At 38.5% G+C, this 23907-nt stretch carries 27 protein-coding genes; 10 read left to right on the top strand and 17 right to left on the bottom strand.

The window, feature by feature from the left end:
- Nucleotides 1-172: 172 nt before the first annotated feature.
- The 3 genes from JNUCC23_RS03870 to JNUCC23_RS03860 all read right to left on the bottom strand — a co-directional run bounded on the left by JNUCC23_RS03870 (nt 173) and on the right by JNUCC23_RS03860 (nt 3199).
- The gene (locus JNUCC23_RS03870) at nt 173-817 is read right to left on the bottom strand and encodes an HNH endonuclease (RefSeq protein ID WP_454214402.1); all 645 of its coding nucleotides are present in this window, start codon (nt 815-817) and stop codon (nt 173-175) included.
- A 109-nt stretch (nt 818-926) separates the two neighbouring features.
- Nucleotides 927-2318: a 23S rRNA (uracil(1939)-C(5))-methyltransferase RlmD gene (gene rlmD / locus JNUCC23_RS03865; protein WP_454214400.1), complete on the bottom strand. Its 1392-nt coding sequence runs from the start codon at nt 2316-2318 to the stop codon at nt 927-929.
- A complete protein-coding gene (locus tag JNUCC23_RS03860) occupies nt 2315-3199 on the bottom strand; it encodes a DNA-3-methyladenine glycosylase family protein (protein ID WP_454214398.1) in 885 nt (294 codons plus the stop codon). Before JNUCC23_RS03860 ends, rlmD begins: the two co-directional genes overlap by 4 nt.
- Nucleotides 3200-3499: 300 nt before the next feature.
- Here JNUCC23_RS03860 and JNUCC23_RS03855 point away from each other — a divergent pair, with 300 nt between their 5' ends.
- Nucleotides 3500-4243, top strand: coding sequence for a COG4705 family protein (locus JNUCC23_RS03855; protein ID WP_403074547.1), 744 nt, complete (start codon nt 3500-3502; stop codon nt 4241-4243).
- A gap of 266 nt (nt 4244-4509) precedes the next feature.
- On the opposite strand, the gene JNUCC23_RS03850 is transcribed toward JNUCC23_RS03855, so the two are convergent.
- Together JNUCC23_RS03850 and pdaA are read right to left on the bottom strand one after the other, a co-directional pair.
- On the bottom strand, nt 4510-5151 hold the full coding sequence (locus tag JNUCC23_RS03850) for a pentapeptide repeat-containing protein (protein WP_403074549.1): 642 nt from the start codon (nt 5149-5151) through the stop codon (nt 4510-4512).
- Nucleotides 5152-5451: 300 nt separating this feature from the next.
- A complete protein-coding gene (gene pdaA / locus JNUCC23_RS03845) occupies nt 5452-6249 on the bottom strand; it encodes a delta-lactam-biosynthetic de-N-acetylase (RefSeq protein WP_454214395.1) in 798 nt (265 codons plus the stop codon).
- 117 nt (nt 6250-6366) lie between these two features.
- On the opposite strand from pdaA, the gene JNUCC23_RS03840 reads away from it, so the two are divergent.
- Entirely contained in the window at nt 6367-6546 is a 180-nt protein-coding gene (locus JNUCC23_RS03840; protein ID WP_454214393.1) for a hypothetical protein, read from the top strand.
- 103 nt (nt 6547-6649) lie between these two features.
- Here the strand turns inward: JNUCC23_RS03840 and JNUCC23_RS03835 are convergent, their stop codons facing one another.
- Together JNUCC23_RS03835 and JNUCC23_RS03830 are read right to left on the bottom strand one after the other, a co-directional pair.
- Entirely contained in the window at nt 6650-7429 is a 780-nt protein-coding gene (locus tag JNUCC23_RS03835) for an enoyl-CoA hydratase/isomerase family protein (protein ID WP_403074553.1), read from the bottom strand.
- A gap of 429 nt (nt 7430-7858) precedes the next feature.
- Nucleotides 7859-8239 carry a winged helix-turn-helix transcriptional regulator gene (locus JNUCC23_RS03830; protein ID WP_062184234.1) on the bottom strand — a complete coding sequence of 127 codons (381 nt, stop codon included), beginning with the start codon at nt 8237-8239 and terminating at the stop codon, nt 7859-7861.
- Between the two features lie 266 nt (nt 8240-8505).
- On the opposite strand from JNUCC23_RS03830, the gene JNUCC23_RS03825 reads away from it, so the two are divergent.
- Nucleotides 8506-9222, top strand: a complete 717-nt coding sequence (locus tag JNUCC23_RS03825; protein ID WP_454214391.1) for a 3-ketoacyl-ACP reductase — start codon at nt 8506-8508, stop codon at nt 9220-9222.
- Nucleotides 9223-9508: 286 nt separating this feature from the next.
- Here the strand turns inward: JNUCC23_RS03825 and JNUCC23_RS03820 are convergent, their stop codons facing one another.
- Nucleotides 9509-10171, bottom strand: coding sequence for a YczE/YyaS/YitT family protein (locus tag JNUCC23_RS03820; protein ID WP_403074559.1), 663 nt, complete (start codon nt 10169-10171; stop codon nt 9509-9511).
- Nucleotides 10168-10614 (bottom strand): GNAT family N-acetyltransferase, encoded by a 447-nt coding sequence (locus JNUCC23_RS03815; protein ID WP_403074561.1) that lies wholly within the window; start codon nt 10612-10614, stop codon nt 10168-10170. The genes JNUCC23_RS03820 and JNUCC23_RS03815 overlap by 4 nt, the downstream gene beginning before the upstream one ends.
- Before the next feature lie 119 nt (nt 10615-10733).
- On the opposite strand from JNUCC23_RS03815, the gene JNUCC23_RS03810 reads away from it, so the two are divergent.
- The 3 genes from JNUCC23_RS03810 (at nt 10734) to JNUCC23_RS03800 (ending at nt 12538) form a co-directional block, all read left to right on the top strand.
- Entirely contained in the window at nt 10734-11186 is a 453-nt protein-coding gene (locus JNUCC23_RS03810; protein ID WP_454214388.1) for a MarR family winged helix-turn-helix transcriptional regulator, read from the top strand.
- 266 nt (nt 11187-11452) lie between these two features.
- Nucleotides 11453-12193 (top strand): DUF3888 domain-containing protein, encoded by a 741-nt coding sequence (locus JNUCC23_RS03805; RefSeq protein WP_454214386.1) that lies wholly within the window; start codon nt 11453-11455, stop codon nt 12191-12193.
- A 39-nt stretch (nt 12194-12232) separates the two neighbouring features.
- The gene (locus JNUCC23_RS03800; protein WP_454214384.1) at nt 12233-12538 is read left to right on the top strand and encodes a hypothetical protein; all 306 of its coding nucleotides are present in this window, start codon (nt 12233-12235) and stop codon (nt 12536-12538) included.
- 177 nt (nt 12539-12715) lie between these two features.
- Here JNUCC23_RS03800 and JNUCC23_RS03795 read toward each other — a convergent pair whose 3' ends face one another.
- Nucleotides 12716-12892 (bottom strand): SE1561 family protein, encoded by a 177-nt coding sequence (locus JNUCC23_RS03795; RefSeq protein WP_172796878.1) that lies wholly within the window; start codon nt 12890-12892, stop codon nt 12716-12718.
- Between the two features lie 134 nt (nt 12893-13026).
- Between JNUCC23_RS03795 and yfkAB the strand changes: the two genes are divergently transcribed.
- Entirely contained in the window at nt 13027-14157 is a 1131-nt protein-coding gene (gene yfkAB / locus JNUCC23_RS03790) for a radical SAM/CxCxxxxC motif protein YfkAB (RefSeq protein ID WP_454214382.1), read from the top strand.
- Between the two features lie 146 nt (nt 14158-14303).
- Here yfkAB and JNUCC23_RS03785 read toward each other — a convergent pair whose 3' ends face one another.
- The 4 genes from JNUCC23_RS03785 to JNUCC23_RS03770 form a co-directional block, all read right to left on the bottom strand.
- Complete coding sequence (locus tag JNUCC23_RS03785; RefSeq protein WP_403075190.1) at nt 14304-15167, bottom strand: YfkD family protein; 864 nt, start codon at nt 15165-15167, stop codon at nt 14304-14306.
- 825 nt (nt 15168-15992) lie between these two features.
- Complete coding sequence (gene cax / locus JNUCC23_RS03780; protein ID WP_454214380.1) at nt 15993-17057, bottom strand: calcium/proton exchanger; 1065 nt, start codon at nt 17055-17057, stop codon at nt 15993-15995.
- 568 nt (nt 17058-17625) lie between these two features.
- Nucleotides 17626-18444, bottom strand: coding sequence for a YihY/virulence factor BrkB family protein (locus JNUCC23_RS03775; protein WP_454214378.1), 819 nt, complete (start codon nt 18442-18444; stop codon nt 17626-17628).
- A 74-nt stretch (nt 18445-18518) separates the two neighbouring features.
- Complete coding sequence (locus JNUCC23_RS03770) at nt 18519-18905, bottom strand: hypothetical protein (RefSeq protein ID WP_454214376.1); 387 nt, start codon at nt 18903-18905, stop codon at nt 18519-18521.
- Nucleotides 18906-19126: 221 nt separating this feature from the next.
- Between JNUCC23_RS03770 and JNUCC23_RS03765 the strand changes: the two genes are divergently transcribed.
- Nucleotides 19127-19348, top strand: coding sequence for a DUF1128 domain-containing protein (locus JNUCC23_RS03765; RefSeq protein WP_062184266.1), 222 nt, complete (start codon nt 19127-19129; stop codon nt 19346-19348).
- 76 nt (nt 19349-19424) lie between these two features.
- On the top strand, nt 19425-19613 hold the full coding sequence (locus JNUCC23_RS03760; RefSeq protein WP_403074574.1) for a hypothetical protein: 189 nt from the start codon (nt 19425-19427) through the stop codon (nt 19611-19613).
- Between the two features lie 166 nt (nt 19614-19779).
- On the opposite strand, the gene map is transcribed toward JNUCC23_RS03760, so the two are convergent.
- The 3 genes from map to motA all read right to left on the bottom strand — a co-directional run bounded on the left by map (nt 19780) and on the right by motA (nt 22319).
- A complete protein-coding gene (gene map, locus JNUCC23_RS03755; RefSeq protein WP_454214374.1) occupies nt 19780-20526 on the bottom strand; it encodes a type I methionyl aminopeptidase in 747 nt (248 codons plus the stop codon).
- 250 nt (nt 20527-20776) lie between these two features.
- Nucleotides 20777-21538 carry a flagellar motor protein MotB gene (motB, locus tag JNUCC23_RS03750; protein WP_454214372.1) on the bottom strand — a complete coding sequence of 254 codons (762 nt, stop codon included), beginning with the start codon at nt 21536-21538 and terminating at the stop codon, nt 20777-20779.
- The gene (gene motA / locus JNUCC23_RS03745) at nt 21531-22319 is read right to left on the bottom strand and encodes a flagellar motor stator protein MotA (RefSeq protein WP_062184279.1); all 789 of its coding nucleotides are present in this window, start codon (nt 22317-22319) and stop codon (nt 21531-21533) included. Before motA ends, motB begins: the two co-directional genes overlap by 8 nt.
- A 556-nt stretch (nt 22320-22875) precedes the next feature.
- Between motA and mreBH the strand changes: the two genes are divergently transcribed.
- Complete coding sequence (gene mreBH / locus JNUCC23_RS03740; protein WP_062184282.1) at nt 22876-23883, top strand: rod-share determining protein MreBH; 1008 nt, start codon at nt 22876-22878, stop codon at nt 23881-23883.
- Nucleotides 23884-23907: the final 24 nt, after the last annotated feature.

Here is a 23907-nt window from a genome sequence, read left to right as displayed (position 1 = left end):
CCCCACTCTATCTTCTTTAAACAATATAACAAAAAATAGTTATTATTTTGCTACCCCGTCTTACCCATCGCTCAACATACACTTACTTAACGAGGAATCTTACCGATTCCGCCAAAGCACTATGATGGGTGCCTGTCACTCCCCGAAATAAACTAAAAGCAAGATAGGTAATTTATATGATAATTTTCATTGGTGCCCAAAAGTCAGTAAATCCATTATCAATCGAATATTTGTAAAGGTCAGTCAGTTTTCTCTCAGAATACACCTTCATATCAGACCTGTGAACAAGATCTGTCTCCACTATTTCCTCATTTCGATCAATTAAAGAAGACAAATACCTGTCTTCAGCCAACTTGTCGTTTTTTGAAAGATTACAAGATTTACAGGCGATAACCAGGTTCCCAATTTGATCCGCTTGAACAAAGCTCCAAGGAATAAAATGATCGGCATGAGCCAATTGTTTCTTCTTGATCGACTTGCCGCAATAGAAACAATTCCCCTTATATAACGAGGATAAAAGATAATAAAACTGATCCAAAGACGCTCGTTTAGATACATTCTCTACTTTTAAAAGTAGATTTGTCGTATCTCCTTGTTCATTGAACTTCTCCAAAAATAGAGCAAATTGATAGTTGGTTAAATAGTTCAATACCCCTTGATATCGCTGTATAAATGAATAATAAGCAGGATTAATTCGAATCATTTCAGTCTTATTATCAAAGCCATAAATCGTACTGCCAGTATCTCCATACAAAGCGCCCATCACATTGAGCTTACGGAAAAAAGTACAGGAAAAGGATGGGATTCCTGTTCCCACCCTCTTTGTTCCTTTATTCTTTTCATGCCTTTATCCACGCGTTTCCCACAGAAGTATCAAGACTTTATTTGGATTATGACAAGAGTTTGTCATATGGAGCAAGAGTCTATTATTCCGTTACACTTTTCAACTCAAGCTCCGTAACAACCTCCACATGACTCGTCTGCGGAAACATATCCACAGGCTGCATGCTCTCCACCTTATAAAGCTTACTCAACTCCTGCAAATCCTTCGCCAATGTCGATGGATTACAAGATACATACACAATCTTCTTCGGTTTTACTTTCATAATCGTGCGTAGTAATGCTTGGTCACAGCCAGTTCTTGGTGGATCCACAACAATGACATCTGGTCTAAAGCCCTCTTTTACCCAGCGAGGCATAACATTTTCTGCTTTACCAACTTCGTAATGGACGTTATTTCGGTTGTGTTTTTTTGCATTTTTCTTGGCGTCATCAATCGATTCTTTGATGATGTCCATGCCGCGAACTTCTTTGGCTTGATCAGATAGCCAGAGGCCGATTGTGCCAACTCCGCAATAGGCATCGACAACTGTTTCTTGTCCTGTAAGGGCTGCTGCTTGCTTTACTTCGTTGTAAAGTTTGACCGTTTGGACTGGGTTCAACTGGAAGAAGGTTCTAGCTGATAGTTCGTAAGATAGGTCACCGAGTGTTTCATTGATGATGCGTTCTCCTGCTAGGTGAATCGTTTTGTCGCCAAAGATGACGGATGTATTGCGGTCATTCACATTTTGGACGAGTGATTTCACTTCTGGTAGTTGATCGCGAATTTGCTTGATAAGTTCGTCTTTTCTTGGGATTTCGTTTGTTCTTGTGACTAAGACGACTTGGACTTCTCCTGTTTCGAAACCAACACGTGTGATCACGGTACGGATGACACCTTTTTTCTTCCGCTCGTTATATATAGAAATATCTAAGTTCTTTAAGATTTTCTTTACTGTTCGTGTTACTTTATTTGTTGATTTATGTTGAACCAGACAGTTTGGAATATCGATTAGCTGGTGTGAGTCGGTACCGTATAGTCCAGCAATGATCTTGCCTTCTTTTATACCGACTTGGAATTGGCTTTTGTTTCGGTAATTCCATGGATCTTCCATTCCGATCGTTTCTTTAATATTTAATGTTTCCATTGGAACACGTAGATAGCGTTCCATCGCTTGAACGACGATGTCGCGTTTTTCGACAAGTTGTTGGTCATAGCTAAGATGCTGTAGTTGGCAACCGCCACATTGTTCATAGACCGGGCAAGGTGCTGCAACACGGTGTGGTGATGCTTTGCGAATTTGTTTAATCTTTGCTTGTGAAAATTTCGTATCTACTTTTGTCGCAATGGCGACGATTTCTTCACCAGGTAATGCACCAGGGACGAAGACGACTTTTTTCTTAAAATAACCGACTCCTTCACCGTTAATGCCGAGTCGTTTTATCGTTAATGGGAAAGTTTGGTTGACTTCTAGTTGTTGATCTTGAGTTTGGCTCATTTCTTTTCACTCCGTTTTTCCGTACTTCTCCATAAATAGAGGGAAGCATAGCTTAAATAGGGCGACCAGTTTTCGCTATATTTGAGCATTTCTTCTTTGGTCGGCTTTTGCGGTAAGTTATATAATTGCTGCAAAGCCCTTTGGATGCCAATGTCAGCGACTGGAAACAAATCTGGTCTTCCAATGCCAAATAGCAGGAAGTTTTCTGCCGTCCAATTGCCAATCCCTCTTATTTTTACGAGTGTATCGATGATTTCCGTGTCTGTTTTTTCTGCTAGTTGTTTTAAATGTAACTCTCCAGTGGCTATCTTCTGTGATAAACCAATCACATACTCTGCTTTTCGCGTGCTAAATTGAATGTCACGCAATTCTTCCACCGTTAGTTTGGCTGCACGTTCCGGTGTCGGAAAAAATGGTACACCATCTATTTCAAAGCCAAATGTTTTTACATAGCGTTCTGTTAGTGTATGGGCAAAGGAGAGGTTTAGTTGTTGATGGATGATGCATCTCACAAGACAGCTATAATAATCGAAGTCTAACACAATAGGTGTGCCGCGATGCTCGGTAAATAATGCCTGTAGGTCTGTCTCTTGAAAATGCGCTGCGATTTTTGATAATGGCTCATGAAAATGGAATACTTTCTTCACTCTCTCAAGTGCTGCTTCCTGATATTCATTTTGCTCCCCTTGCAAAATAAATATAGGTTTGTCTGTATTGCCGATACTTTGAATGTGAACAATAAGTGGTGTTTCTTCTATATATAGCGGTACCTTAATCGTCCGCTCTTGAAAATCAATGACATGTAATGGGTCTAGGCTTAAGCGATCAAGCACTAAATCAAAATTATAAGGAGCTTCTACCCGTATCGTTTCCTTCCACATACTACCTTCCTTTAACAGTTTTCCACGTATTATAGCATATATGCGATACGATGCGGTAACTTGAAAAGAATGTCTCATGAAACAAAACTTCGGTAAGTTGCGGTTAGCCTTGTCCGATGCGGATCAAGCTTTAGGATGTGGCAAAGCCTATAGTCTTTTTTCCTCTACTCCCACGTAAAAAACAAATACTCCCTATTGATCAATACAAGTAAGAGATAAACCAACATATATGAATAGCTATCTGGACAATTTAACATAATAGAAACGACATACTGTTTAGAATGGAGAGATAACTCACAAATGAATAAAATTCCACAGGTCACACTTCTCTTTTGGATCATGAAGATTGATGCTACTACACTAGGTGAAACAGCAGGTGACTTGTTGTCCATGACGATGGGGGTTGGATACGGGGTCAGCACCATTATTTTATTTGCTCTGTTTATCATTACTCTTATCGCTCAACTTCTATCCAAAAAGTATTACCCAATCATCTATTGGCTCGTCATTACGTCAACCGCCGTCGCTGGAACCACGATGTCTGATTTTATGGATCGTACTCTAGGGTTAGGGTATGCAATGGGTTCCACAATATTAGTTTGTATCTTATTAATTATATTTGCCTATTGGTATGCAAGTGAACGTTCGTTGAATATCCATGATATTCGCACACGTAAAGTTGAAATACTTTATTGGGTTGCTATCCTATTCTCCAATACTTTAGGTACAGCTTTAGGTGATTTCTTGGCGGATAGTTCTGGTCTTGGATATATCGGAGGAGCCGTTCTAATCGGCATTCTATTAGTTATCATCGTACTAGCCAAGTATTTCACAAAAATTTCTCGCGTATTCCTATTTTGGATTGCCTTTGTCTTAACACGTCCTTTTGGAGCGACATTTGGAGATCTTCTTACTAAACCAACTGAAAAAGGAGGATTAAATTTAGGTACTACTGGTTCTTCTCTTGTTCTGGGAGTCATTCTCTTAGCCCTTATTATTTACGCGACGATAAAAAATAATAAGGCCTCTAACTCCTTGACTTAATCAGTATTTTCTTCTAATGACCTTATCCTGATACGATTATAGCCTAAAAGAAGCTTGGAGAAATTTCTTCAAGCCTTTTTAGTTATGAATTCACGGATGAATATTTCTGAGCGCTGTATTCCTAAATAAGTCGCAAGTGATTCAGTTCCATGTCTACTAGTTATTCTTTGAATTTAATTTTGTGTGTGAAGAATTGAAAGCATTATTAAACGACTTTAAATGTTAAAAAAGCCAATTCCACGTTTATAGAAGAATTGGCTTTTTCTCTATTCTTTAATCTTCAACCCCATCAACGCAGCAAAACCAATGGCTTGCTCTGATGAAACCTCGCAGCCTTTAAGATCATCAAGTGATATGCTTATTTGCTGAAACCGGCAGTTGCTTAAATCCACGCCTTTAAGCGAAGTTCCGATAAAGTTTGCTTCATTTAAATCACATTGCTTGAATGCTACTTTGTTGAACTTCGCTTCAAATACATCCACATTGCAAAGCGAACACGAATCAAACATAACCTGTTTTAATTTCGCAAAGCCAAAATTACTTAAGTTTGCATGACAATTTTCGAACCGAACATTGCCTAATGTTGCATCTGATAGATTCAGACCTAGTATTTTCGATTCCTTGAATTCAACGCGATGAATAATTGCATCGCTGAAATCCGTATTAGATAGGTTACACTTTTCAAAAATCACATCTGTTAATTCAATATTGCGGAATGACACATCGACAAAGGTCACATTTTTAAATATCACTTGTTCAAATCTGATTCGATGGATATCTTCCCCAATGATCGAGCAATCGCTTATGATGCACAATTCATAATAAGGTTCGTCGTCCATTACGTGAAAATCTGTTGGAGTTAAATCATAAGGAATCTTTGGTTGTTCGATTTTAAATTTAGTAGCCATCCTATCACCTTTTGCTTCCTTTTTCCAACAAGAATAGCACATAAAGTGAAACTTCCACCAGTGGGAGGTCTTTCATCCCCCACTGATGGTTAGTTGAACCAATCGGGCTTTTACTGGCAGTTTGTCCCCCACCTACGGCTTCTTCGATTCTTCTTAGCCTTTTGGTGGGGGTCTTACTGCCCGTTAATGCGGGATAAATGATTGCTCTTCTAATGAAATCTTCCGGAGGGTCAGACACCACGACTATTCTATTTGGTTTATTTAACACATTAAATTGCGTAAGAGTGTGAGATCAGACCCTTAATACAACATCGGATTCTTCAATTGCTGTTCAATCATCAAATCATCCAAGCTCTTAAACGTATACCCTTGCTTTTTCAAATCAGTAATAATTGAATCAAGCGCTTCGGCGTTATCCTTGGATACTGTATGTAGCAGGAGGATCGCACCAGGATGAACCTGCTTCATCACTTCACTATACGAATAGTTTGCTCCTTTTTGCTGATCGACAATCCAATCTTTAAAGGCAAGCGACCAGAAGATATGTGTATATCCTTCTTGATTGGCGATGGCCATTGTCCGCTCACTAAAAATTCCCCGAGGGGGGCGTAAATAGTTCATCGTTTTCTGCCCTGTAATTCGCTCAGTTTCTTCCTTTACTTTCTGCAATTCATTTCGAATAGCTTCATCCGTTTTTGACGTCATATCTGGATGGCTCCAAGAATGATTGCCGACGATATGTCCTTCCCTCACCATTCTTACAGCCAATTCAGGCGTTGTTTTCAAATAATGCCCCGTCACGAAAAACGTTGCCGGCACATGTTGTCGACGCAGGATATTTAGAATATTAGCTGTATATCCATTTTCATAGCCATTATCAAAGGTTAGATAAATATTCTTTTTGGCTGAGCTTCCTTTATATATTGCACCATGCTTCTTCAACATCTCATCAAGCTTGGCCCCCGCTTGTGCTGGCTGCTCATTTTTTCCTTTATTAAAGCCCCAATGATTAGGTGTATTCGAGATTGTCGCCAAAGCTTCCAGCTGGGTGACAAAAAACAACATCAGCACCATCGGTACGATCATTAGCCTTTTCATAATTCCGCTCCTTTGCTCTTTTTTACTTAGTGTTTGAGCCAGGATTGAAATTATACGAAGTGGAAATTGGAAAAAAATCTAGGTTGCGGCATATATCTGTACAAAGGGGGAGTGTCTATGGCTTTGTGGTGGGTCACAACGATTGGCTTCTTGATTATTTTAGGGATTATCGGCATGATTTTTATTTATTTCCTAAGGAGTGGTTTGAAGAATGAAGAATTTGTAAAACCATCTTTTCATGCTTATGTAGAAAATACGGAAGATAAACAAGAAGTTGATGGAAACGACCCAAAATAATCAGGTTATGAATACTTAGGAAATGTGGATAACAAAGCAAATTTTTGGAGCCAAGTTTGACCCTAATGGGACAAATCTTGGCTCTTTTTGATTTGCAGTCCACTTATTTATGCTGAAACACCGGTTTGCGTTTTTCGATGAATGCTAAAACGCCTTCTTTGCTATCCTCTGTTCGAAAAATCTCGATAAACAATTCCGCCTCTAATTGAAGTCCTCTGTCCATCGAAGTATCAAAGCCTTCATCAATGGCTTGCTTAATCCTCGATAATGATTGCAAGGAGTTTTTGGCGATTTTAGCTGCGAAATTTTTCCCTTCAATTAGGCCGTGTCCTCTTGTAACAACACGATTAACGAGGCCGATTTTTTCTGCTTGCAGTGCTGATATCGGATCTCCTGTCAGCATCATCTCCTTCGCTTTCGCTGTTCCTATGAGGCGAGGTAATCTCTGTGTACCACCGCCACCTGGGAATAAGCCAAGTTTCACTTCAGGTAATCCGATTTGAACATGTTCCTCGGCAATGCGGATATCACAAGCGAGCGCCAGCTCACAGCCACCACCGAAGGTTATGCCATTTAAAACAGCGATGGTCGGCTTCGGACATGTAGCGATCAGATCCAGCGCCTCATGGCATTCTATAATTTGCTGTTTGATATTCTCATCGCCGAACATGTCGGGGAATTCTTTAATATCTGCTCCTGCTGCAAACGCTGTATAGCCAGATCCCGTTATAATAACCGCAACCGTCTCAAAATCATGCTTAATATCTGTATAGACTTCTTTTAAATCTCGAAAAACTTGTCTGTTGATCACGTTCAAAGGGGGATTCGTTATCGTAATAATCGCTAGTTTGTCTTCCTTTTCAACCTTCACAAATTGCGCCATTTACTTAGATCACCTCTTCTTCGGTTTAGTCAGACACACAACATTAGCATGACATCCCAGGGTAGATACACATAATTTCCATATGTCCAAGCCCATTTCCTTCTACATATATGATTTGGATTCGCTCAACCTGTGTTTAATGACAATAAAGTTGTTTAATTTATTATCAAGACCTAAATTGTAAGAAGTCATAAAAAATAAAGGGTGGTACAGATTAGTCATATAATCTGTACCACCCTTTTACTTCTTGTTCAACAATCGCGCCCGATCGGAACAAGATAAAACGCCTTTCTCTTTCTGCCTTTTTAACATAAGTAAGGAATAAGTCCAAGGTTTTTAATGCAACAAAATATCCTTTTTGATATTCAATATAACTTTTGCTAACAGCACAGGCAATTTAGATCATTGGAAATGATCCCGTTATTTTTCTTATTCAAAATGGCTGTTTTCTTGTTTAATTTGATCTATTCTCTTTTTTCCCCATTCATACATCATCTCAACGATTGGTAATAACGTCATCCCTAGTTCAGTCATTGAATATTCGACTTTCGGAGGAATTTCTGGAAACACTTCCCTATGAACAATTCCATCTTCCATCAGTTCACGTAATTGGTTTGTTAATATCTTATGAGATATTTTCGGAAAAAGTCTTTGAAGTTCGCTGAAGCGATGTGGTCCTTCTACACCTAAATGCCACAAAATAACAACTTTCCATTTCCCACTAATAATCGATAAGGTAAGTTCTTTTTCACAATGATAATCATGCGTTAATATTCTCTCTTTTATTTCTTCTCTTAATTTATCCGACATAGAGCTAACTTCCTTTCATACAATAAGTAACCTTTTGGTAACCTCCGCACAAAAAAGTGCATTCTTCACAATGTAGAAAACCATAAGTAGAATGAAGTTAGTCTTAAAGACAAATCTTTATCTATTTTAGGCGGCAAACATTTATGAGTAAAACAGCATTATTAATTATATCACCCGAACAATTTTATCAAACTCACCTTACTTAATTATTAAAATGTTTTCGTTTAATACACTTTATTTCGTCTAAAATTAAAGGAGAGAAAAACATGCAAACAATCGCAGGAAAAGTGGCGTTAATTACAGGAGCAGGGCGTGGAATAGGACGTGCAACAGCAGTAGCTTTTGCACGAGAAGGTATTCACGTAGGTCTTGTTGGACGTACACTTGAAAATTTACAACAAGTAGCAGAGGAACTCAAACAGTATGATGTGAAGGTAGCAATCGCTTCGGCAAATGTAGCGGATTTAGACTCGATCACGACAGCGGTTGAATCAATTCGCGGTGAGCTTGGTCCAATTGATATTTTAGTAAATAATGCTGGCATTTCAAAATTCGGTAACTTCATGGATTTAACGCCTGAAGAATGGACAAATATTATCGATGTCAACGTAAAAGGTGTGTACTACACAACACGTGCAATATTACCGGAAATGATAGAGCGTAACACAGGCGACATCATTAATATCTCATCAACAGCTGGTCAAAAAGGTGCACCCATTACAAGTGCATACTCGGCTTCAAAAGCTGCAGTGATCGGACTAAGTGAGTCATTAATGCTTGAAGTGCGTAAGAAAAATATTCGCGTTACAACGTTAACGCCAAGTACGGTTGCAACAGATATGGCTGTTGAGCTAAACTTAACAGACGGCAATCCAGAAAAAGTGATGCAAGCAGAAGATTTAGCAGATTTAATGGTTGCACAGCTAAAACTTCATCCACGAGTTGTATTAAAGCATGCTGGACTTTGGTCGACGAACCCTTAATTGAATTATTCGAAATATCAAGGCGCTATCCGATGTATTTTGGATGGCGCCTTTCTTTTTTAGAATAATAAGCTCTAATAGGGATACTGCCACCCCGTCTATCTCATGAATGGCATCACGAGCATTGGGATTAATGACATTTGTGTAGTAAGAAGAAAAGTATAGTTTTTAGTGTATTGCTGCTCTTTCCTGTTACATCTAAATACTTCAAATACTTCATCACAGGCACTACAGGCATTCCACCTTTATCAAGAAGCATATACCTTTTCTTATTACCATAAGTAATCTAGATTGAATGGTCTTTATCTGCATCAAAATTTGATGGTGTACTAGAATTCGTTAGTATGTTGCCTAATACCCTTTCAGTAAACGGCATAAAGTAATTAAGTATTAGCCCCCCTAAACAAACAGTTAATAGCGTTCCAATACCAATTGGTCCATCGAATATCATTGCCAGTATCAAGAATACGAGGTAAATGAATGTTCTCGAAAACAGTATATTTGTTCTAGTTAATTCTTTTATTACTAATGTTAATCGGTCAATTGGAATCGGTGCAAAATTTGTGTGTAAATAAATGGCTGTTCCTAAACCTATAACAACTAAGCCGATCAAAAAACAAGCAAGCTTGTAAAACCATAATTCGGGTGTTATCAAATTGTGTAATAAAAAAAGCCATATATCGATACTAACACCAGTAATAAATGCTGTTAATAACCCCAAAACTTCTGGTCTTTGTCTTATTAATAACGAATTACAACAAATCAATATGAAAGCTATTATTATTTCCCAACTTCCTACAGTTAGGCCAAGGTTTATGGATAAACCGACCAATAGTGCATCAAAAGGTGATGTTCCAAGGTCTGATTGTATAGTCAATGCAATTCCAAAGGTTAATATCAAAATCCCTAATACAAAAAGACCATATTTTTCTTTACTCTGATTTTTCATGATGTTTTTATAGATAATTCTTTCACCATTAAAATATGTGGGATTCCAGCTTCCATAAACATAGTAGATGAAGTCTGATAACCAATTTTTTGATAAAAGCCCTCTGCTTGCGTCTGTCCGTGTAATTTAACCTTGGATACTCCCTTTTTAGCAGCGCTTTCTTCCAATGCTTTAATAATTACTTTTCCTAGACCATATTTACGATATGGCTTTAAAATACAAATTCTTTCTAATTTTCCTAAGTCATCAACAACTCTTATTCTGCCCGTTCCCACTGGTTGTTCATTGTAAAAAACTAATATGTGTTCGCATCGTCCATTAAGTGCGTCAAATTCATCAAATTCATCCTCTAGTGGTACGCCTTGTTCCACAACAAATACTTCTTTTCTAATATAGAATGCAGTTCTTAGATCATTTTCCACCGTTATTTTTTTTACTTCCACTTATCTTCGCCCTTTCTGGATTTATTTTCTTAGACAAGCCATAATTAAAATAAGTCAATATACAAGAGTATATATGAAAATATTTTTGTTGTAAATACAACAAAATTGGAGGGTGTTATATGCAGGAGATCCTTCGTGAAATAGGAATGATAGCCAGAGCATTGGATTCTATAAGTAATATCGAATTTAAAGAATATGAGCTTACAAAAGGACAGTATTTGTATTTGGTTCGAATATGTGAAAATCCGGGGATTTTTCAGGATAAGTTGGCAGAAATGATAAAAGTAGACCGAACAACGGCAGCTCGTGCCATAAAAAAACTTGAAATACAAGGTTTTATAGAAAAGAGAGAAGATGATCATAATAAAAAAATAAAAAAATTATTTCCAACAGAAAAAGGGAAGAGCGTTTATCCCTTTTTAAAGCGAGAGGGAGATTATTCTAATAACGTTGCACTATCTGGATTCTCCCCTGAAGAAACAGAAACACTTTTCCAGCTTCTTCAAAGGGTTGGAAAAAATATTGAAGTAGACTGGGATCTTGTAAAAAAGGGGAAAAAGAGAGAATACTAATTGATTGAAAATTCACGTTCTATAGGAAGGCTAAAGGAGGCGTTTGTTGAAGTAGAATTAAACAACTTTATTATCTTTTCTATGAATGGAATCTGTATAGATCAATATGCTATTAAACAACTTTTAAAAGCCTTATTACATTAATATGTAGTCAGGCTCTTGTTTTTTTATAACACAACTTTATTACCCATACACCTAACATGATTGCTGATAATTCTTTTTGAGATGGGACATAGTAACCGTAAATGGTTGGGGAGGAAAATACGATGAAAAATTGGACTTTTATTCTTACATTCGTTATCTTGAATTTTATTTTTCCACCGAATATCGCTACGGCAAGCCCAAGTTATCAAGGGTTAGCTGACACTTTATTAACGACACTAAACCCCACTATTTCTAAAGAGGTTCAAAAGTTTTATAAAACGAACAAACAATACGGATTATATGATGCGAAAATCGTCCATATTCAAAGAGTACAAGAAGGTGGATTTAGTTTTATCGTAAAGGTGCAGGTGACAACTTTTGAACATGCCCATAATCCGCCTTATGGAACGGATACGATTACCTTAGCAGTAGATCCGGTTGCAGTAAAAGTAGTAGATTTCGTTCATATCGGGGGCGAGGAAGAAAAGAAAATGGAGCAATTTTACAAAGAAGCTCTAGCGGATATTCAACAAACATTTGCGCTTAACTTAAAAGATTATCAGATGTATTCATACGATCAGCTTTTATTTGAATCTGAAATACTGAAGGAATTTACATCTCTTTCTCATATTGCCGAAAAGATTGTAACAACGATGCTCAATCCTGATATTAAACCACCGTTTAAAAACGTCATTGACCCCGTTACCTTTATAAATGGTAGCCATGGCTATATTTTATTTAAAAGAGCAGACGGTACAAACTATATGTATGTCTTGAAAAAAAGAGACGATGAATGGCAGATTACCGATAAAAAAAAGAAACAAGGCAAGAAGATGAAAGCAGAACTGCTTTGGTATGAATAAATGGAGCAAATAGCTTAATCTTTTCATGCGGAAAAGAATTTGTATATACAATATCAGCTTGTTTTCTGTTATATCAACCGTTTTGCAAATAAATTAGCCAACCGTTTGAATGCGATTTCGATTGAAGTGTCACCGAAACATCGTATGGGGTTGGCAACTTCTACTTACTTTATTTTTACAGATTTAGGGATTGGAATTAGGCCGTTTATTCTAGGATCTTTAGTTCCAGTCATGGGCTTTCGCGAATTGTATGTGACGATAGCTATCGTGGTTTTTGCTTGCCTCTTCTTATATTATTTCTTATATGGAAGAAAAGCAGTACATGGAACTGTAAATGTAGGTTAATCCACTTAAGAGTCAGACTTCACACTCTATAAACCGTTTAATGTGTTTTTTACGTCTTAAACGATTTATAGTATGTGGGGTCTGACCCTTTTTTCATGTTGCAAAAAGAGGAAAAGACCAGCAAAATACCTTAAAGCCGGTTCTTCTGATATATTCAGGATTTGTGTATCATATATATTAGCGTTTGAATTGTTCGATTTTCATTTCAAGTTCATCAATCATACTGATTAAGCGATCAATGTCTTCAAGCTCAGTATGTTCTGGATCAATATTTTCTAAGACCTCAATAAACATCGTTAGACGACCTTTCAAATACACTAATTGATCATCTTTATCGGTTATTTGCTTTCCCATGACGCACGCTCCTTTCGCCTTCTATATCGTATCGAACATATTATGAAAGTGCAATGTTAACATGTTTGTAGCCATTGACATTATTTTTTGATTGCCCATAATAGGAATGTAATCTTACTGAAGGAGTTTTCATAATGACCAGTTTAACCAATATTCCAGCAATACAACCGATTTCACCTGCCTATGATCCATGGGAAGCTTATATGGACGTTGAACAATATGGAAAAATGACGCTCACCAATATCGAGTTCACGACAACGACACTATGCAATATGCGATGTGAACATTGTGCTGTTGGCTATACGCTTCAGCCGAAAGATCCGAACGCCCTTCCACTGGACCTCATTCTTCGTCGTCTTGACGAAATACCAACATTACGCTCACTTAGCATTACTGGCGGCGAACCGATGCTTTCCAGAAAGTCAGTGAAAAATCACGTGCTGCCACTGTTAAAATATGCACATGAACGCGGTGTACGAACGCAAATGAATTCGAATTTAACCCTTGACCTTGCTCGTTACGAAGAAATCATTCCTTACCTTGATGTGTTACATATTTCGCATAACTGGGGAACGACCGATGAATTCATTGATACTGGGTTCGCAATGATGGACAGAAAGCCAACTCGCGAGCAGCGTGCAAAGCTATTTGATAACATCATTCTAAATTCACAGGCCTTGACGAAGGCTGGTGTCTTAGTCTCCGCGGAAACGATGCTGAATAAACGAACTCTTCCTCATCTAGAGCATATTCATAAGCAAATTGTTGAGGATATGGGCTGCCAGCGACATGAAATCCATCCGATGTATCCTAGCGATTTCGCTTCTGCGCTAGAGACATTGACCCTTGATCAAATGCGTGAAGCGATTCATCAACTGCTCGATTTCCGGAATAAAGATGTCTGGATGTTGTTTGGCACCCTTCCTTTTTATTCATGTAGCAGTAACGAGGAAGATGTAAAACTTTTGAAACGCTTATATGATACGAAGAAAGTCACGGTCCGAAATGATCCAGATGGTCGCTCTCGCTTAAACGTGAATATTTTTACGGGGGATGTGATTGTCACAGACTTTGGCGACGCTCCATCACTCGGCAATATTATCGATCAGCCGCTGTCACAATCGTATGAAACATGGATGAACTCCAAGCTTGCCGGAGAATTGAACTGTCATTGTCCAGCAGTTAAGTGCTTGGGTCCAAACGTACTCGTTAAAAACGCTTATTATCCAAAACTGGACTTTCAAACAAGAAAGTCTTCGATCTAAGAATAAGAGCGTGTCCTACAGGGCCTGACCTCACACTATTCCATCGTTTATGATGTCATCAACACGTCATTTAAATGATATATACAGTAGTGGGGGCAGGTCCTTTCATTGGACACTTTCTTTTGATTTAGGTTAGACCAGCCACATTATCTTGGTTGCTCACTAGCCATAAAGTTGAAGGAAAGATGATCTTGAACCGGAATCCACGCACCAATTCCTTGGGATGTGATATTTTTGATTAGTAAGGATCGCTTACTTCCTTTTAAAATCACATACACCTCACCATACGTGACTTTTCCTTTTTCGTTAATGGCTGAAGCATATGCATTCAGGTAGCCTAGTCGTTTTGCCGGTATATTATAGACTTGATCTTTCTTTGTTGCTCCGCCAATAATCGTTTCAAACGCTAACGGTAAATGGGTTTTTTCAGCCGCTTTAATCAGCATCATTTTTTGCACGTCTGGTGAGGATGGAATCTTGGCAGTTAAGCCACCGCGTACGACTTTCTGCATCTCTTGAACATAATGAATGGGATGTGGTGTCAAATTGGCACGGTTATCAAAGAAATTCGTGTTAATTTTTTGATATTCCCAATTGGGCGCTGTTTCACTTGATTGATAATTCAATGCCCAATGCCCTAAATAAATCGTCGCTCTGTACCCAAATGAAAATGGTGCTTTGCCAACAGCTGATTCATTCAGCATATGAATGAGTTCAGGATTCTCAATTTTTATTTTTGATGTATCAATTAAGGATTGAGCGAATTCACTAGGTTGAAGATAAGGTAAGTCCTGAGTCGAATTCGGATACGTGTTTTCCTTTGCAATATTTAAAACAGATGGAGGAATGACAGTTTTACTTGCTTCGGGTACTTTCTCCTTTGATATTGGAGCATCTTCCTTCTTCTCTACAGGCGTATTCTCCTTTTGTGTAGCAAAAGCTTCGTCTGAAAAATAAGGAAACCCTATCAATAAACCACCAACAATCATCCATACTCTAAGTCGCTTCATCATGACGCACTCCTTTAAAAAAGGTTTTGTTACTATCGTTTGTCAGACATAGCGTTTATATGCAAGCGATGAATAAAAGATTTGTGTTTTTTATGGAGGTTAGGAGGACAGGGCTTCGTGATTTATTAATATAGACAATCTACTTTGCAGATATATTTCCTTTAAGGAAGCGCCTCAAAACCCAGCTCCGCATCGTCACCATTGTGATTAGGTGAAGGGAGCGTGCTACATGATTCATTCTTCATAGTAAATGATAGCTTTAGCACCATTAAGATTTTGTAAAAAAGATTGAGATTTTGTTGTTTTGTAACACAAATGTAAAATTCTGAATATTTACAATTTTATTTATATGATATATAATAAGCTTACATTCAAATAAAGGAGGGGAAATCGTTTAGTCAACATTACGTCAAGGAGGAATGCTTATAGAGACGATTCCATAACCTTTACTTTATTACACGATTATTTAACTAAAACGAAACATAAAGGATGGTGGCTACTTCTAGAATTATTGGTTCCATGTCACATAAGGTTGCGTGAAGATAATTTTGGATGATTATATGTACTTACAAAATGTAATTGAATAAAAATGGCTCTCCTAATCAAGATGAGGTGAGCCATTTTTTTGTTTACTTATCGTGCGCGTTCAAAAAGGAAGATAAAAAGAGCCGAGAAGTTCGAGGAGCGCATCTCGAGAGGACCGGACTTGCACAGGTTATGCTGACTTCTGTGTTACGCACAGGACATGCGCGATTTTAATAGAAGGTCATTAATAAGCGACGAAGAAATTCGCAAGCTTTTTTACCGGACTTTTTGAACATCCTCTTACAATAAGTAAAACCCTATTCCCATGATCACATAGGCTGCCAAAAGAGTAAGGCCTTCAAACCAGTTTGTCTCACCATCATTGGAAATCATAATGATTAATAATACCGCTGTCACCATGGCGATTAGTTCAGGAAAAGTGAAGACCAGTGGCATAGAAATCGGGAAAAATAATGAAATGAGGACTAGTACAGGCGCTACGAACATAGCGACTTGTAACGTTGATCCAACAGCGATTTCTACCGCCACATCCATTTTATTTTTATAAGCCATAAGGATTGCTGATGCATGTTCCGCTGCATTCCCGACGATTGCGACGATAATAACTCCGATAAATAGTTCTGACCAGCCGAATGTTTCGCCGACAACACTGAACGTATGAACCAATTTTTCAGAAACATAGGCCACCACGAGCGTTGCCCCAAAAAGCACCGCAATCGCCTTTTTCTTACTCCATTCTGGTACTTCCTCTTCATGTTCGATCTGTTTTGTTTTTTCAGTAGGCTGGTACACGCCCCGATGCGTGACAAGTTTAAAGAACAGCGCAGCAAGATACAGGATGATTAATATAATGGAAATCCCTACACTTAATGACATGGTCCGGCTCTCACTCATATTTTGCGTAAACACTTCTGGAATCACAAAGGCCAAGCCGATCGCAAAAATTAATAAGCCAGCATTATGCCTTGCATCAAATACATTGAATGTTTGTCGCTTATATTTCGTTCCACCTACAAAAAAGGAAAGACCTGCGACCAATAATAAATTTCCTAGTACGGAACCCGTCAACGATGCAAGTACAACTCCAAGCAATCCAGCTTTCAAAGAAAAGATGGAGATAATTAATTCAACGGCGTTGCCAAATGTTGCATTCAATAAACCGCCGATTCTCGGTCCCATTACAATCGCGAGGCTCTCTGTCGCTCGGCCCATAAAGCTTGCAAGTGCAATAATCGTCAGACAGTATACAATGAACATTAAGATCGTTGACCAGTGCAGAATGGAGCCGATGATCGACAGCGGGACACCGGCAACTAAAAGCACGAAAAACATTTTATTACCCATATCATTTCCCCCTCCATTCCTCTATACTATCTCCTGCTTTTCCCATTCTATTAGTTCAATAAACAATTGATGCGGGATTTTTTAAGCTTGTACACTAGATGAATTACCATGTCAGATCAAGTGAAGATACCTGAAAATAAGAGGCTTGATACTCAGTGTGGGTTAGTTGAACCAATTGGGGGTTTACAGGCTGTTTATCCCCCACCTATTTATTTCTTGATTCTCTCGCAATAATTAAGGTGGGGGTATTACAGCCTGTTAAACCATTTGCAAGCACAGTATCTAAAATGGCTTTTTCAATTTGGACTCTCAAATAAACCCCATGAAAAAAGGCTCGGACACGATGTCCAAGCCTTTTTTGTTAACTAATGATACCCATTTTGCCCATTTGCAGAACCAGATGTTTTTTGCTTCGGTTTATTTTTTCCTTTTTGCTTCGTACTACCGTCCTTTTGCTGACCTTTTGGCACACAAACGCCCCCTGCTCTGTTTTACTGAAGCCAATAACTACTTCAGTTATAGTATGGCCTCATTCAGCCGCTTCATGAAGGTAATTTTCGGAAGGCTATTAACATGTTGGATGTTTCTGTTCACTTGATAGAGCATTGATTTCACCACCGATGATAATGATGATACCGGTCAGATAGAACCAAATCATGAGTACGATGATGCCACCAAGACTTCCATATGTAGTCGTGTACCCTCCGAAATGATCCACATAATAGGAAAACGCAAGCGACGCGATAATCCAACCCGCTGTTGCAAAAAAAGCCCCTGGGACAACATGTAGGCATTTCTGCTTTTTATTCGGCGCAAGCCAATACAACATAATAAACACAATGACAAGCACAATTCCGCTGACAAGCCACCGCAATGCATTCCAGATTTGCAGAAACTCATCTGATAATCCGAATGAAGAAAATAAAAACACACCAAGTTGCCTGCCGAATACTGGTAATACAAGAGCAATCACAAAGATAAATATCATAGCCAATGTAAGGAGGATTGACATTCCTCTGGCTACAAAAAAGTTTCTCGTTTCTTCGACATTATAAGCTCGATTAAATGCACGAACAATGGCATTTAACCCATTCGAAGCTGACCAAATGGTCGCAATGACTCCAAACGATAACAGTTTTGTATTGGCTTGCATCACTTGATTTATATTTTGCTCAATAAGTGCCATTGAGCTAGCTGGGGCAAAGTTACGAAATAGCATTAATAAATCCGCTTCGGAAATAGGGAGATACGGCAGTAAGCTAATGAGAACGAGTAGTAGAGGAAAGAGGGAAAGCAAGAAAAAATAAGCCAGCTGTGCAGCCAGTCCTCCTACATCATCCTGATCCATCCTTTTGATCATCTTTTTAACATACGCAATTCCCTTCATTTTGCCACCCCAAACTCGGTTACTTGGCCCAATAATATATCTTATCCGCCTTCGTTATGATTTTTTTTAAAATATCACACAGTATGCAGCTTCAAATCGTCAGATTCTTCATTCCTATTGTTCTTAATTTCAGCCGTAATCGCGTCTTTCGTTTCAATGACTGCATGTGCCAATTGTGGTGGGATTTCTTTCAATTCTTCCACCTTTTGTGAAATGTACACAGCATCATCCGTGATTTTTTCAATGGTCATGCGAATTTGTTCCGTTGTGTCACATACTTTTGTTAGGCTTAAGCTCGGATTTTTCACAAAGGTCCTCATTTCTTGAATGCATCCTTTTCCAGAACTGATTATTGAGGTTCTCGTTGTTTTATCAAATAAACTGATCACTGCTCCAGCTGCTGCTCCGATTAAAATCGACTTCAAGAAGATACTTTTTTTTACCCCATATTTTTCATTCATAATTTTTCTCTCCTCTCATATTTTATATATGTGTGTATGTAATTCTTCATTTTATCCTGTTATCCCATCATATACCAATTCGTGATTCTTTGTAAAAAATCTCTCGTTATTTTTTCCATTAACAAGCATTTCCATCCATTGAAACACCTGTACTTTTCATTGACTTATCATCACAATAATGACAAGATTAACTAAATGAATGGAACGAAAGGAATGATATCATGGATGTGTCACACAACACAGCAGAAACAGCTGATTACATGGTTGAAAAGATAAAAGAAAAGTTGAGAATGATGAATATTGGAGCTGTAAAATCCACACATTTCAATGCAGAAATGTATGAGGAACTCCGAGATATTTACGAAATGGTGATGCGCAAATCCAAATTCAGCCCAAGTGAAATGCAAGCTATTGTTGAAGAACTAGGCAAATTACGCAACTAAACCTAGGTTGCCCCAAAAGCTCGAATTGCTTTTGGGGTTTTTATATTTCACGTAAAAGAGGAGGGCAAAAAAAGAAATGATGATTGTAAGTTTTCTTTTAATCGGTTGGATATTAAATTGGTTTAAGTTTAATACCTTGTTTATTCAGGCATTCAAAGAGCTGTTTAACAAGGAGATCACCATTGCAAGTTATTATTTTATATTTTTTTGTGTTGGTACAATTGGCGACTTGATTTTATTTTTTAATGGCACATATAAAGTTTGATTATACAAATCGTTTATTCAGCTAATGAGGAACTTTAGTTGAAGATGTATGAGGGACCATATACCTACAGTCCCCCATTCAATTTGATTCAAAATCAACAATACTCTGTTTAACATAGCTTCGAAAAAAAGCCGGCTCACACAAAATGAGCCGGCTTTCCATCTATTTATTGCTTCGTTAAGATCAATGCGCCATCCTTCGTAATCGCAATAGTATGCTCGTACTGTGCGGAATATTCCCCATCAGCCGTTGATGCTGTCCAGCCATTTGGATCACGTACTGCTTTATATGTACCGACATTTACCATCGGTTCGATCGTGAATACCATACCTTCCTTTAAGCGCGGTCCTTTATGCGGCAAGCCGTAATGCGGGACTTCAGGGCTTTCGTGAATGACATTCCCAATTCCATGACCGATGAAATCACGGACAACTGAGAAGCCTTCACCCTCCACATAAGACTGAATCGCGTGACCAATATCTCCAATCCGGTTGCCTGGTACACATACTTCAATCGCCCGATATAAGGATTCTTCGGTTACTTCAAGGAGGCGTTCTGTCACCTTGGATACGTTTCCTACTTTGTAGGTCCACGCTGAATCAGAAAGTGCTCCATTGTAATTAACAACCATGTCAATGGTAACAATATCTCCATTCTTCAATGGCGTTTTCCGAGGGTATCCATGGCAGATTTCTTCATTTATACTTGCACAAGTGGCATATTGATACCCTTTATAGCCCTTCTGCTCCGGTTTTGCTCCACGCTTTTTTAAAAAGCCCTCAACGAATTCTTCTATTTCCCAAGTAGTTACACCTGGCTTAATGAGCTTGGAAATTTCAAGGTGGCATGCGGCCAGAATCTTTCCTGACTCATGCATCGCCTGAATTTCTCGTTCCGATTTCAATACAATCACTCTGGACACTTCCTTTTAAAATAACGTTTACCTCTATTCTACTGCAAAAAAGCTAAGATATGAACAACAATGCATGATTCTTTCAAGACAAAAAGTATATCGCATACAGGTCTGATTTTACAAACGATACACCGTTTCTAGTAAGCAGCCCCTTCGTTTAAACAAGATCTTGATCGTAACAATGAAAAACCTGGCTTCTATTAAACAGCAAGTATTTTCATGCCATTTAAAGTAACCAAGTTCATTTTGCTTATTGCTTTATAGTGTTCCGTGGCACAATAAGAATTTCCACACGCCGATTCTTCGCCCGCCCTGCTTCTGTTTCATTAGTAGCAACTGGCATGAACTCTCCATGTCCTTTAGCACTAAACCATTTAGGATTCAGGCCATTATTTTCTAGCAGTATTTTCATAAAGTTCACTGAACGCATCACACTTAAATCCCAGTTCGAATCATATCTAGCATTTTGAATCGGTACATTATCAGTATGCCCACTGATTACGATACTACGTGGTGGATCCATGACGAGCAATTTAGAAATCTCCCGTGCAATCCCCTGATTTTCCGTTCTTATCTCAGCACTGCCTGAATCGAATAATACATTATCCCGAATGGTAAGGAGCAAGCCACCGCTCGTTAATGAGGTGCCTAATTTGTCATTCAATTCATTGTTCTTGATAAATACATTTACTTTTTCTTGAATTTCTGAGAGCTCCTTTTGTTCGACTTGACCAAGATTGCCTTGCTCATTCTTTCCAGCACCATCTGCTGAAGGATCTTTCTTGTCTGGTGAGTCTGGAACAGGAGAAGGATAATCCATGACTCCCGCTCCTCCTGTGAAGATTTGATTGAACACGCCTGAAAGCTGTTGGAATTTATTCGCATCCACCGAACTCGAAGAAAATAGCACGATGAATAACGCCAAAAGCAAAGTCATAATATCCGCATAAGGAACAAGCCATGATTCATCCACATGCTCTTCCTTACGATCTTTCCTTCTCTTCCTAGCCATCTTGCTTCACGCCTTCCAGCCATTTTCTCCGTTCCTCAGCCGTCAAATAGGAAGTCAGCTTCTGTTCGATTGTTCGTGGCGCTTCTCCTTCAATAATCGATAGAATGCCTTCAATCATCATTTCCTTAATCCGTACTTCAGCTAGTGATTTTCGTTTCAGCTTATTGGCAAATGGATGCCAGAGCAGGTACCCTGTGAAGATTCCGAGCAAGGTCGCAACAAATGCTGCTGAAATGGCATGCCCAAGTTCGTCCGTATTATCCATATTTCCAAGTGCAGCGATTAACCCTAATACCGCTCCTAATACTCCTAGAGTAGGCGCATATGTACCTGCTTGTGTGAAAATGGCCGCTCCGCCAAGGTGACGTTCTTCCATTGCATCGATTTCTTCAGACAGTACGTCACGAATATAATCAGCACTTTGACCTTCAACAGCAAGATTCAAACCATTCTTTAAAAATTGATTATCCACTTGCTCTGCAACCGCTTCTAATGCAAGTAATCCTTCTTTCCTTGCAATGACTGCCCACTCGGAAAATGTTTGAATTAATTCCTGTGGCTTCGCCAGCTCTTGTTCTGTAAATAAAATCTTAACTAGCTTTGGCAGTTTCTTTAATTCAGATGACGGGAAAGCTGTGATGACGGCTGCAGCTGTTCCACCTAAAATAACTAAGATTGCAGCAGGATTCACCAAAGCAGATATATCCACACCTTTTAAATACATCCCAACTCCTATTGCAATGACTCCTAAAATGACACCAATTATTGACGTTTTATCCATCATATTCACCCATTCATTTATTCTTCTACTCTCTTTTCTTTATATCGGTAGAAAACATGAAAAAATGAGTGCCTTTTTATTTTTTTCAAAAAAACTAACAATATGATTGCTGATTAGTTTTCTGAATCGAAAAAAATTATAAACTTTTTCAATATTCACAAATTATTGAAAAAAATTTTACCTTTTAACTAAATTACCGGATACGTTATCGTTACATTTGTAATAGTAAAAAAGATTTCAGCTCCCAATCTCACCTACTACACGCTTGCAATTTTCTAAGCCAATATATGCATAAGACTGTAAGTCGAAATAACGTGATTTATCTAGATAGCAAGTTTTCTTATGGTACCATTTATGAATTGTCCCTTTAATTGGCATGGTTTTTTATTTTCTAGAATGATATGTTAAGTGTCGAGTATTTTCCGGGAAATATTCATTCTTTCGACAGAGAGTTTTGTAAAATGTAAACAATTACCACAAATTATTTCCCCACATTCTACAAATTTTATGTAAAATGCTATATAGGGGTCAAACTCTAATTAATAGGGGTGACTAGATGTTTTCAAATACAGAAATTGGCATCGATTTAGGGACAGCCAATACATTAATTTATAGTAAAAACAAAGGAATTATTTTTAACGAACCATCTGTTGTAGCCATTGATACAATCACCAATAAAGTGGTTGCTGTGGGGAATGATGCAAAAGAGATGATTGGAAAAACGCCAGGAAATATAGTGGCGATTCGGCCATTGAAAGATGGGGTTATTGCAGATTTCGATATTACTTCGCAAATGCTTAAACAAATTATGAAAGTAGCAGCCAAGAAGCTTGGACTTTCAATCAGAAAGCCTGTCGTTGTGGTATGTACACCATCTGGTTCTACGACAGTTGAGCGAAGAGCCATAGAAGATGCGGTGAAGAGCTTCGGAGCCAAGCAGGTGCATTTAATAGAAGAAACAGTTGCTGCCGCAATTGGAGCGGACTTGCCCGTTGACGAACCTACCGCAAATGTCGTCGTTGATATCGGTGGCGGAACAACAGAAGTGGCGATTATCTCCTTTGGTGGCGTCGTATCCTGCAACTCCATACGAATTGGCGGAGATCAGTTTGACGAAGATATTGTTCAACATATTAGAAAACAATATAATCTTCTTATTGGAGAGCGCACTGCCGAACGAATTAAAATAGAAATCGGCCATGCTCTCATTTCACATGACCGTCTCACCATGGATATAAGAGGTCGAGACCTTGTCTCAGGTCTGCCGAAAACCGTAACCATACATTCAGAAGAAATCCAAGAAGCGATTCGTGAATCCCTTCTTCATGTTTTAGAAGCCATTCGTGCTACCCTTGAGGATTGTCCACCAGAGTTGAGTGGTGATATCGTCGACCGAGGTGTTGTCCTTACCGGTGGTGGTGCTATGCTGAATGGCATTCAAGACTGGCTGAGCCAAGAAATTGTCGTTCCTGTTCATCTAGCGTCAAACCCGCTTGAATCGGTCGCAATTGGAACCGGTCGTTCTGTACATCTGATAAGTAAACTTCAAAAGGCTATCAAGTAAACTAAATACCGCAAAAAAAGAATC

This window comes from Peribacillus sp. JNUCC 23 (assembly GCF_053653995.1).
This window is presented reverse-complemented; position numbering and strand designations above follow the sequence as displayed.

Excerpts from the sequence above, each read along its gene's own strand:
- rlmD (WP_454214400.1), bottom strand. The coding sequence starts at position 2,318 with ATGAGCCAAACTCAAGATCAACAACTAGAAGTCAACCAAACTTTCCCA.
- JNUCC23_RS03860 (WP_454214398.1), bottom strand. The coding sequence starts at position 3,199 with ATGTGGAAGGAAACGATACGGGTAGAAGCTCCTTATAATTTTGATTTA.
- JNUCC23_RS03855 (WP_403074547.1), top strand. The coding sequence starts at position 3,500 with ATGAATAAAATTCCACAGGTCACACTTCTCTTTTGGATCATGAAGATT.
- JNUCC23_RS03850 (WP_403074549.1), bottom strand. The coding sequence starts at position 5,151 with ATGGCTACTAAATTTAAAATCGAACAACCAAAGATTCCTTATGATTTA.
- pdaA (WP_454214395.1), bottom strand. The coding sequence starts at position 6,249 with ATGAAAAGGCTAATGATCGTACCGATGGTGCTGATGTTGTTTTTTGTC.
- JNUCC23_RS03840 (WP_454214393.1), top strand. The coding sequence starts at position 6,367 with ATGGCTTTGTGGTGGGTCACAACGATTGGCTTCTTGATTATTTTAGGG.
- JNUCC23_RS03835 (WP_403074553.1), bottom strand. The coding sequence starts at position 7,429 with ATGGCGCAATTTGTGAAGGTTGAAAAGGAAGACAAACTAGCGATTATT.
- JNUCC23_RS03830 (WP_062184234.1), bottom strand. The coding sequence starts at position 8,239 with ATGTCGGATAAATTAAGAGAAGAAATAAAAGAGAGAATATTAACGCAT.
- JNUCC23_RS03825 (WP_454214391.1), top strand. The coding sequence starts at position 8,506 with ATGCAAACAATCGCAGGAAAAGTGGCGTTAATTACAGGAGCAGGGCGT.
- JNUCC23_RS03820 (WP_403074559.1), bottom strand. The coding sequence starts at position 10,171 with ATGAAAAATCAGAGTAAAGAAAAATATGGTCTTTTTGTATTAGGGATT.
- JNUCC23_RS03810 (WP_454214388.1), top strand. The coding sequence starts at position 10,734 with ATGCAGGAGATCCTTCGTGAAATAGGAATGATAGCCAGAGCATTGGAT.
- JNUCC23_RS03805 (WP_454214386.1), top strand. The coding sequence starts at position 11,453 with ATGAAAAATTGGACTTTTATTCTTACATTCGTTATCTTGAATTTTATT.
- JNUCC23_RS03795 (WP_172796878.1), bottom strand. The coding sequence starts at position 12,892 with ATGGGAAAGCAAATAACCGATAAAGATGATCAATTAGTGTATTTGAAA.
- yfkAB (WP_454214382.1), top strand. The coding sequence starts at position 13,027 with ATGACCAGTTTAACCAATATTCCAGCAATACAACCGATTTCACCTGCC.
- JNUCC23_RS03785 (WP_403075190.1), bottom strand. The coding sequence starts at position 15,167 with ATGAAGCGACTTAGAGTATGGATGATTGTTGGTGGTTTATTGATAGGG.
- cax (WP_454214380.1), bottom strand. The coding sequence starts at position 17,057 with ATGGGTAATAAAATGTTTTTCGTGCTTTTAGTTGCCGGTGTCCCGCTG.
- JNUCC23_RS03775 (WP_454214378.1), bottom strand. The coding sequence starts at position 18,444 with ATGAAGGGAATTGCGTATGTTAAAAAGATGATCAAAAGGATGGATCAG.
- JNUCC23_RS03770 (WP_454214376.1), bottom strand. The coding sequence starts at position 18,905 with ATGAATGAAAAATATGGGGTAAAAAAAAGTATCTTCTTGAAGTCGATT.
- JNUCC23_RS03765 (WP_062184266.1), top strand. The coding sequence starts at position 19,127 with ATGGATGTGTCACACAACACAGCAGAAACAGCTGATTACATGGTTGAA.
- JNUCC23_RS03760 (WP_403074574.1), top strand. The coding sequence starts at position 19,425 with ATGATGATTGTAAGTTTTCTTTTAATCGGTTGGATATTAAATTGGTTT.
- motB (WP_454214372.1), bottom strand. The coding sequence starts at position 21,538 with ATGGCTAGGAAGAGAAGGAAAGATCGTAAGGAAGAGCATGTGGATGAA.
- motA (WP_062184279.1), bottom strand. The coding sequence starts at position 22,319 with ATGGATAAAACGTCAATAATTGGTGTCATTTTAGGAGTCATTGCAATA.
- mreBH (WP_062184282.1), top strand. The coding sequence starts at position 22,876 with ATGTTTTCAAATACAGAAATTGGCATCGATTTAGGGACAGCCAATACA.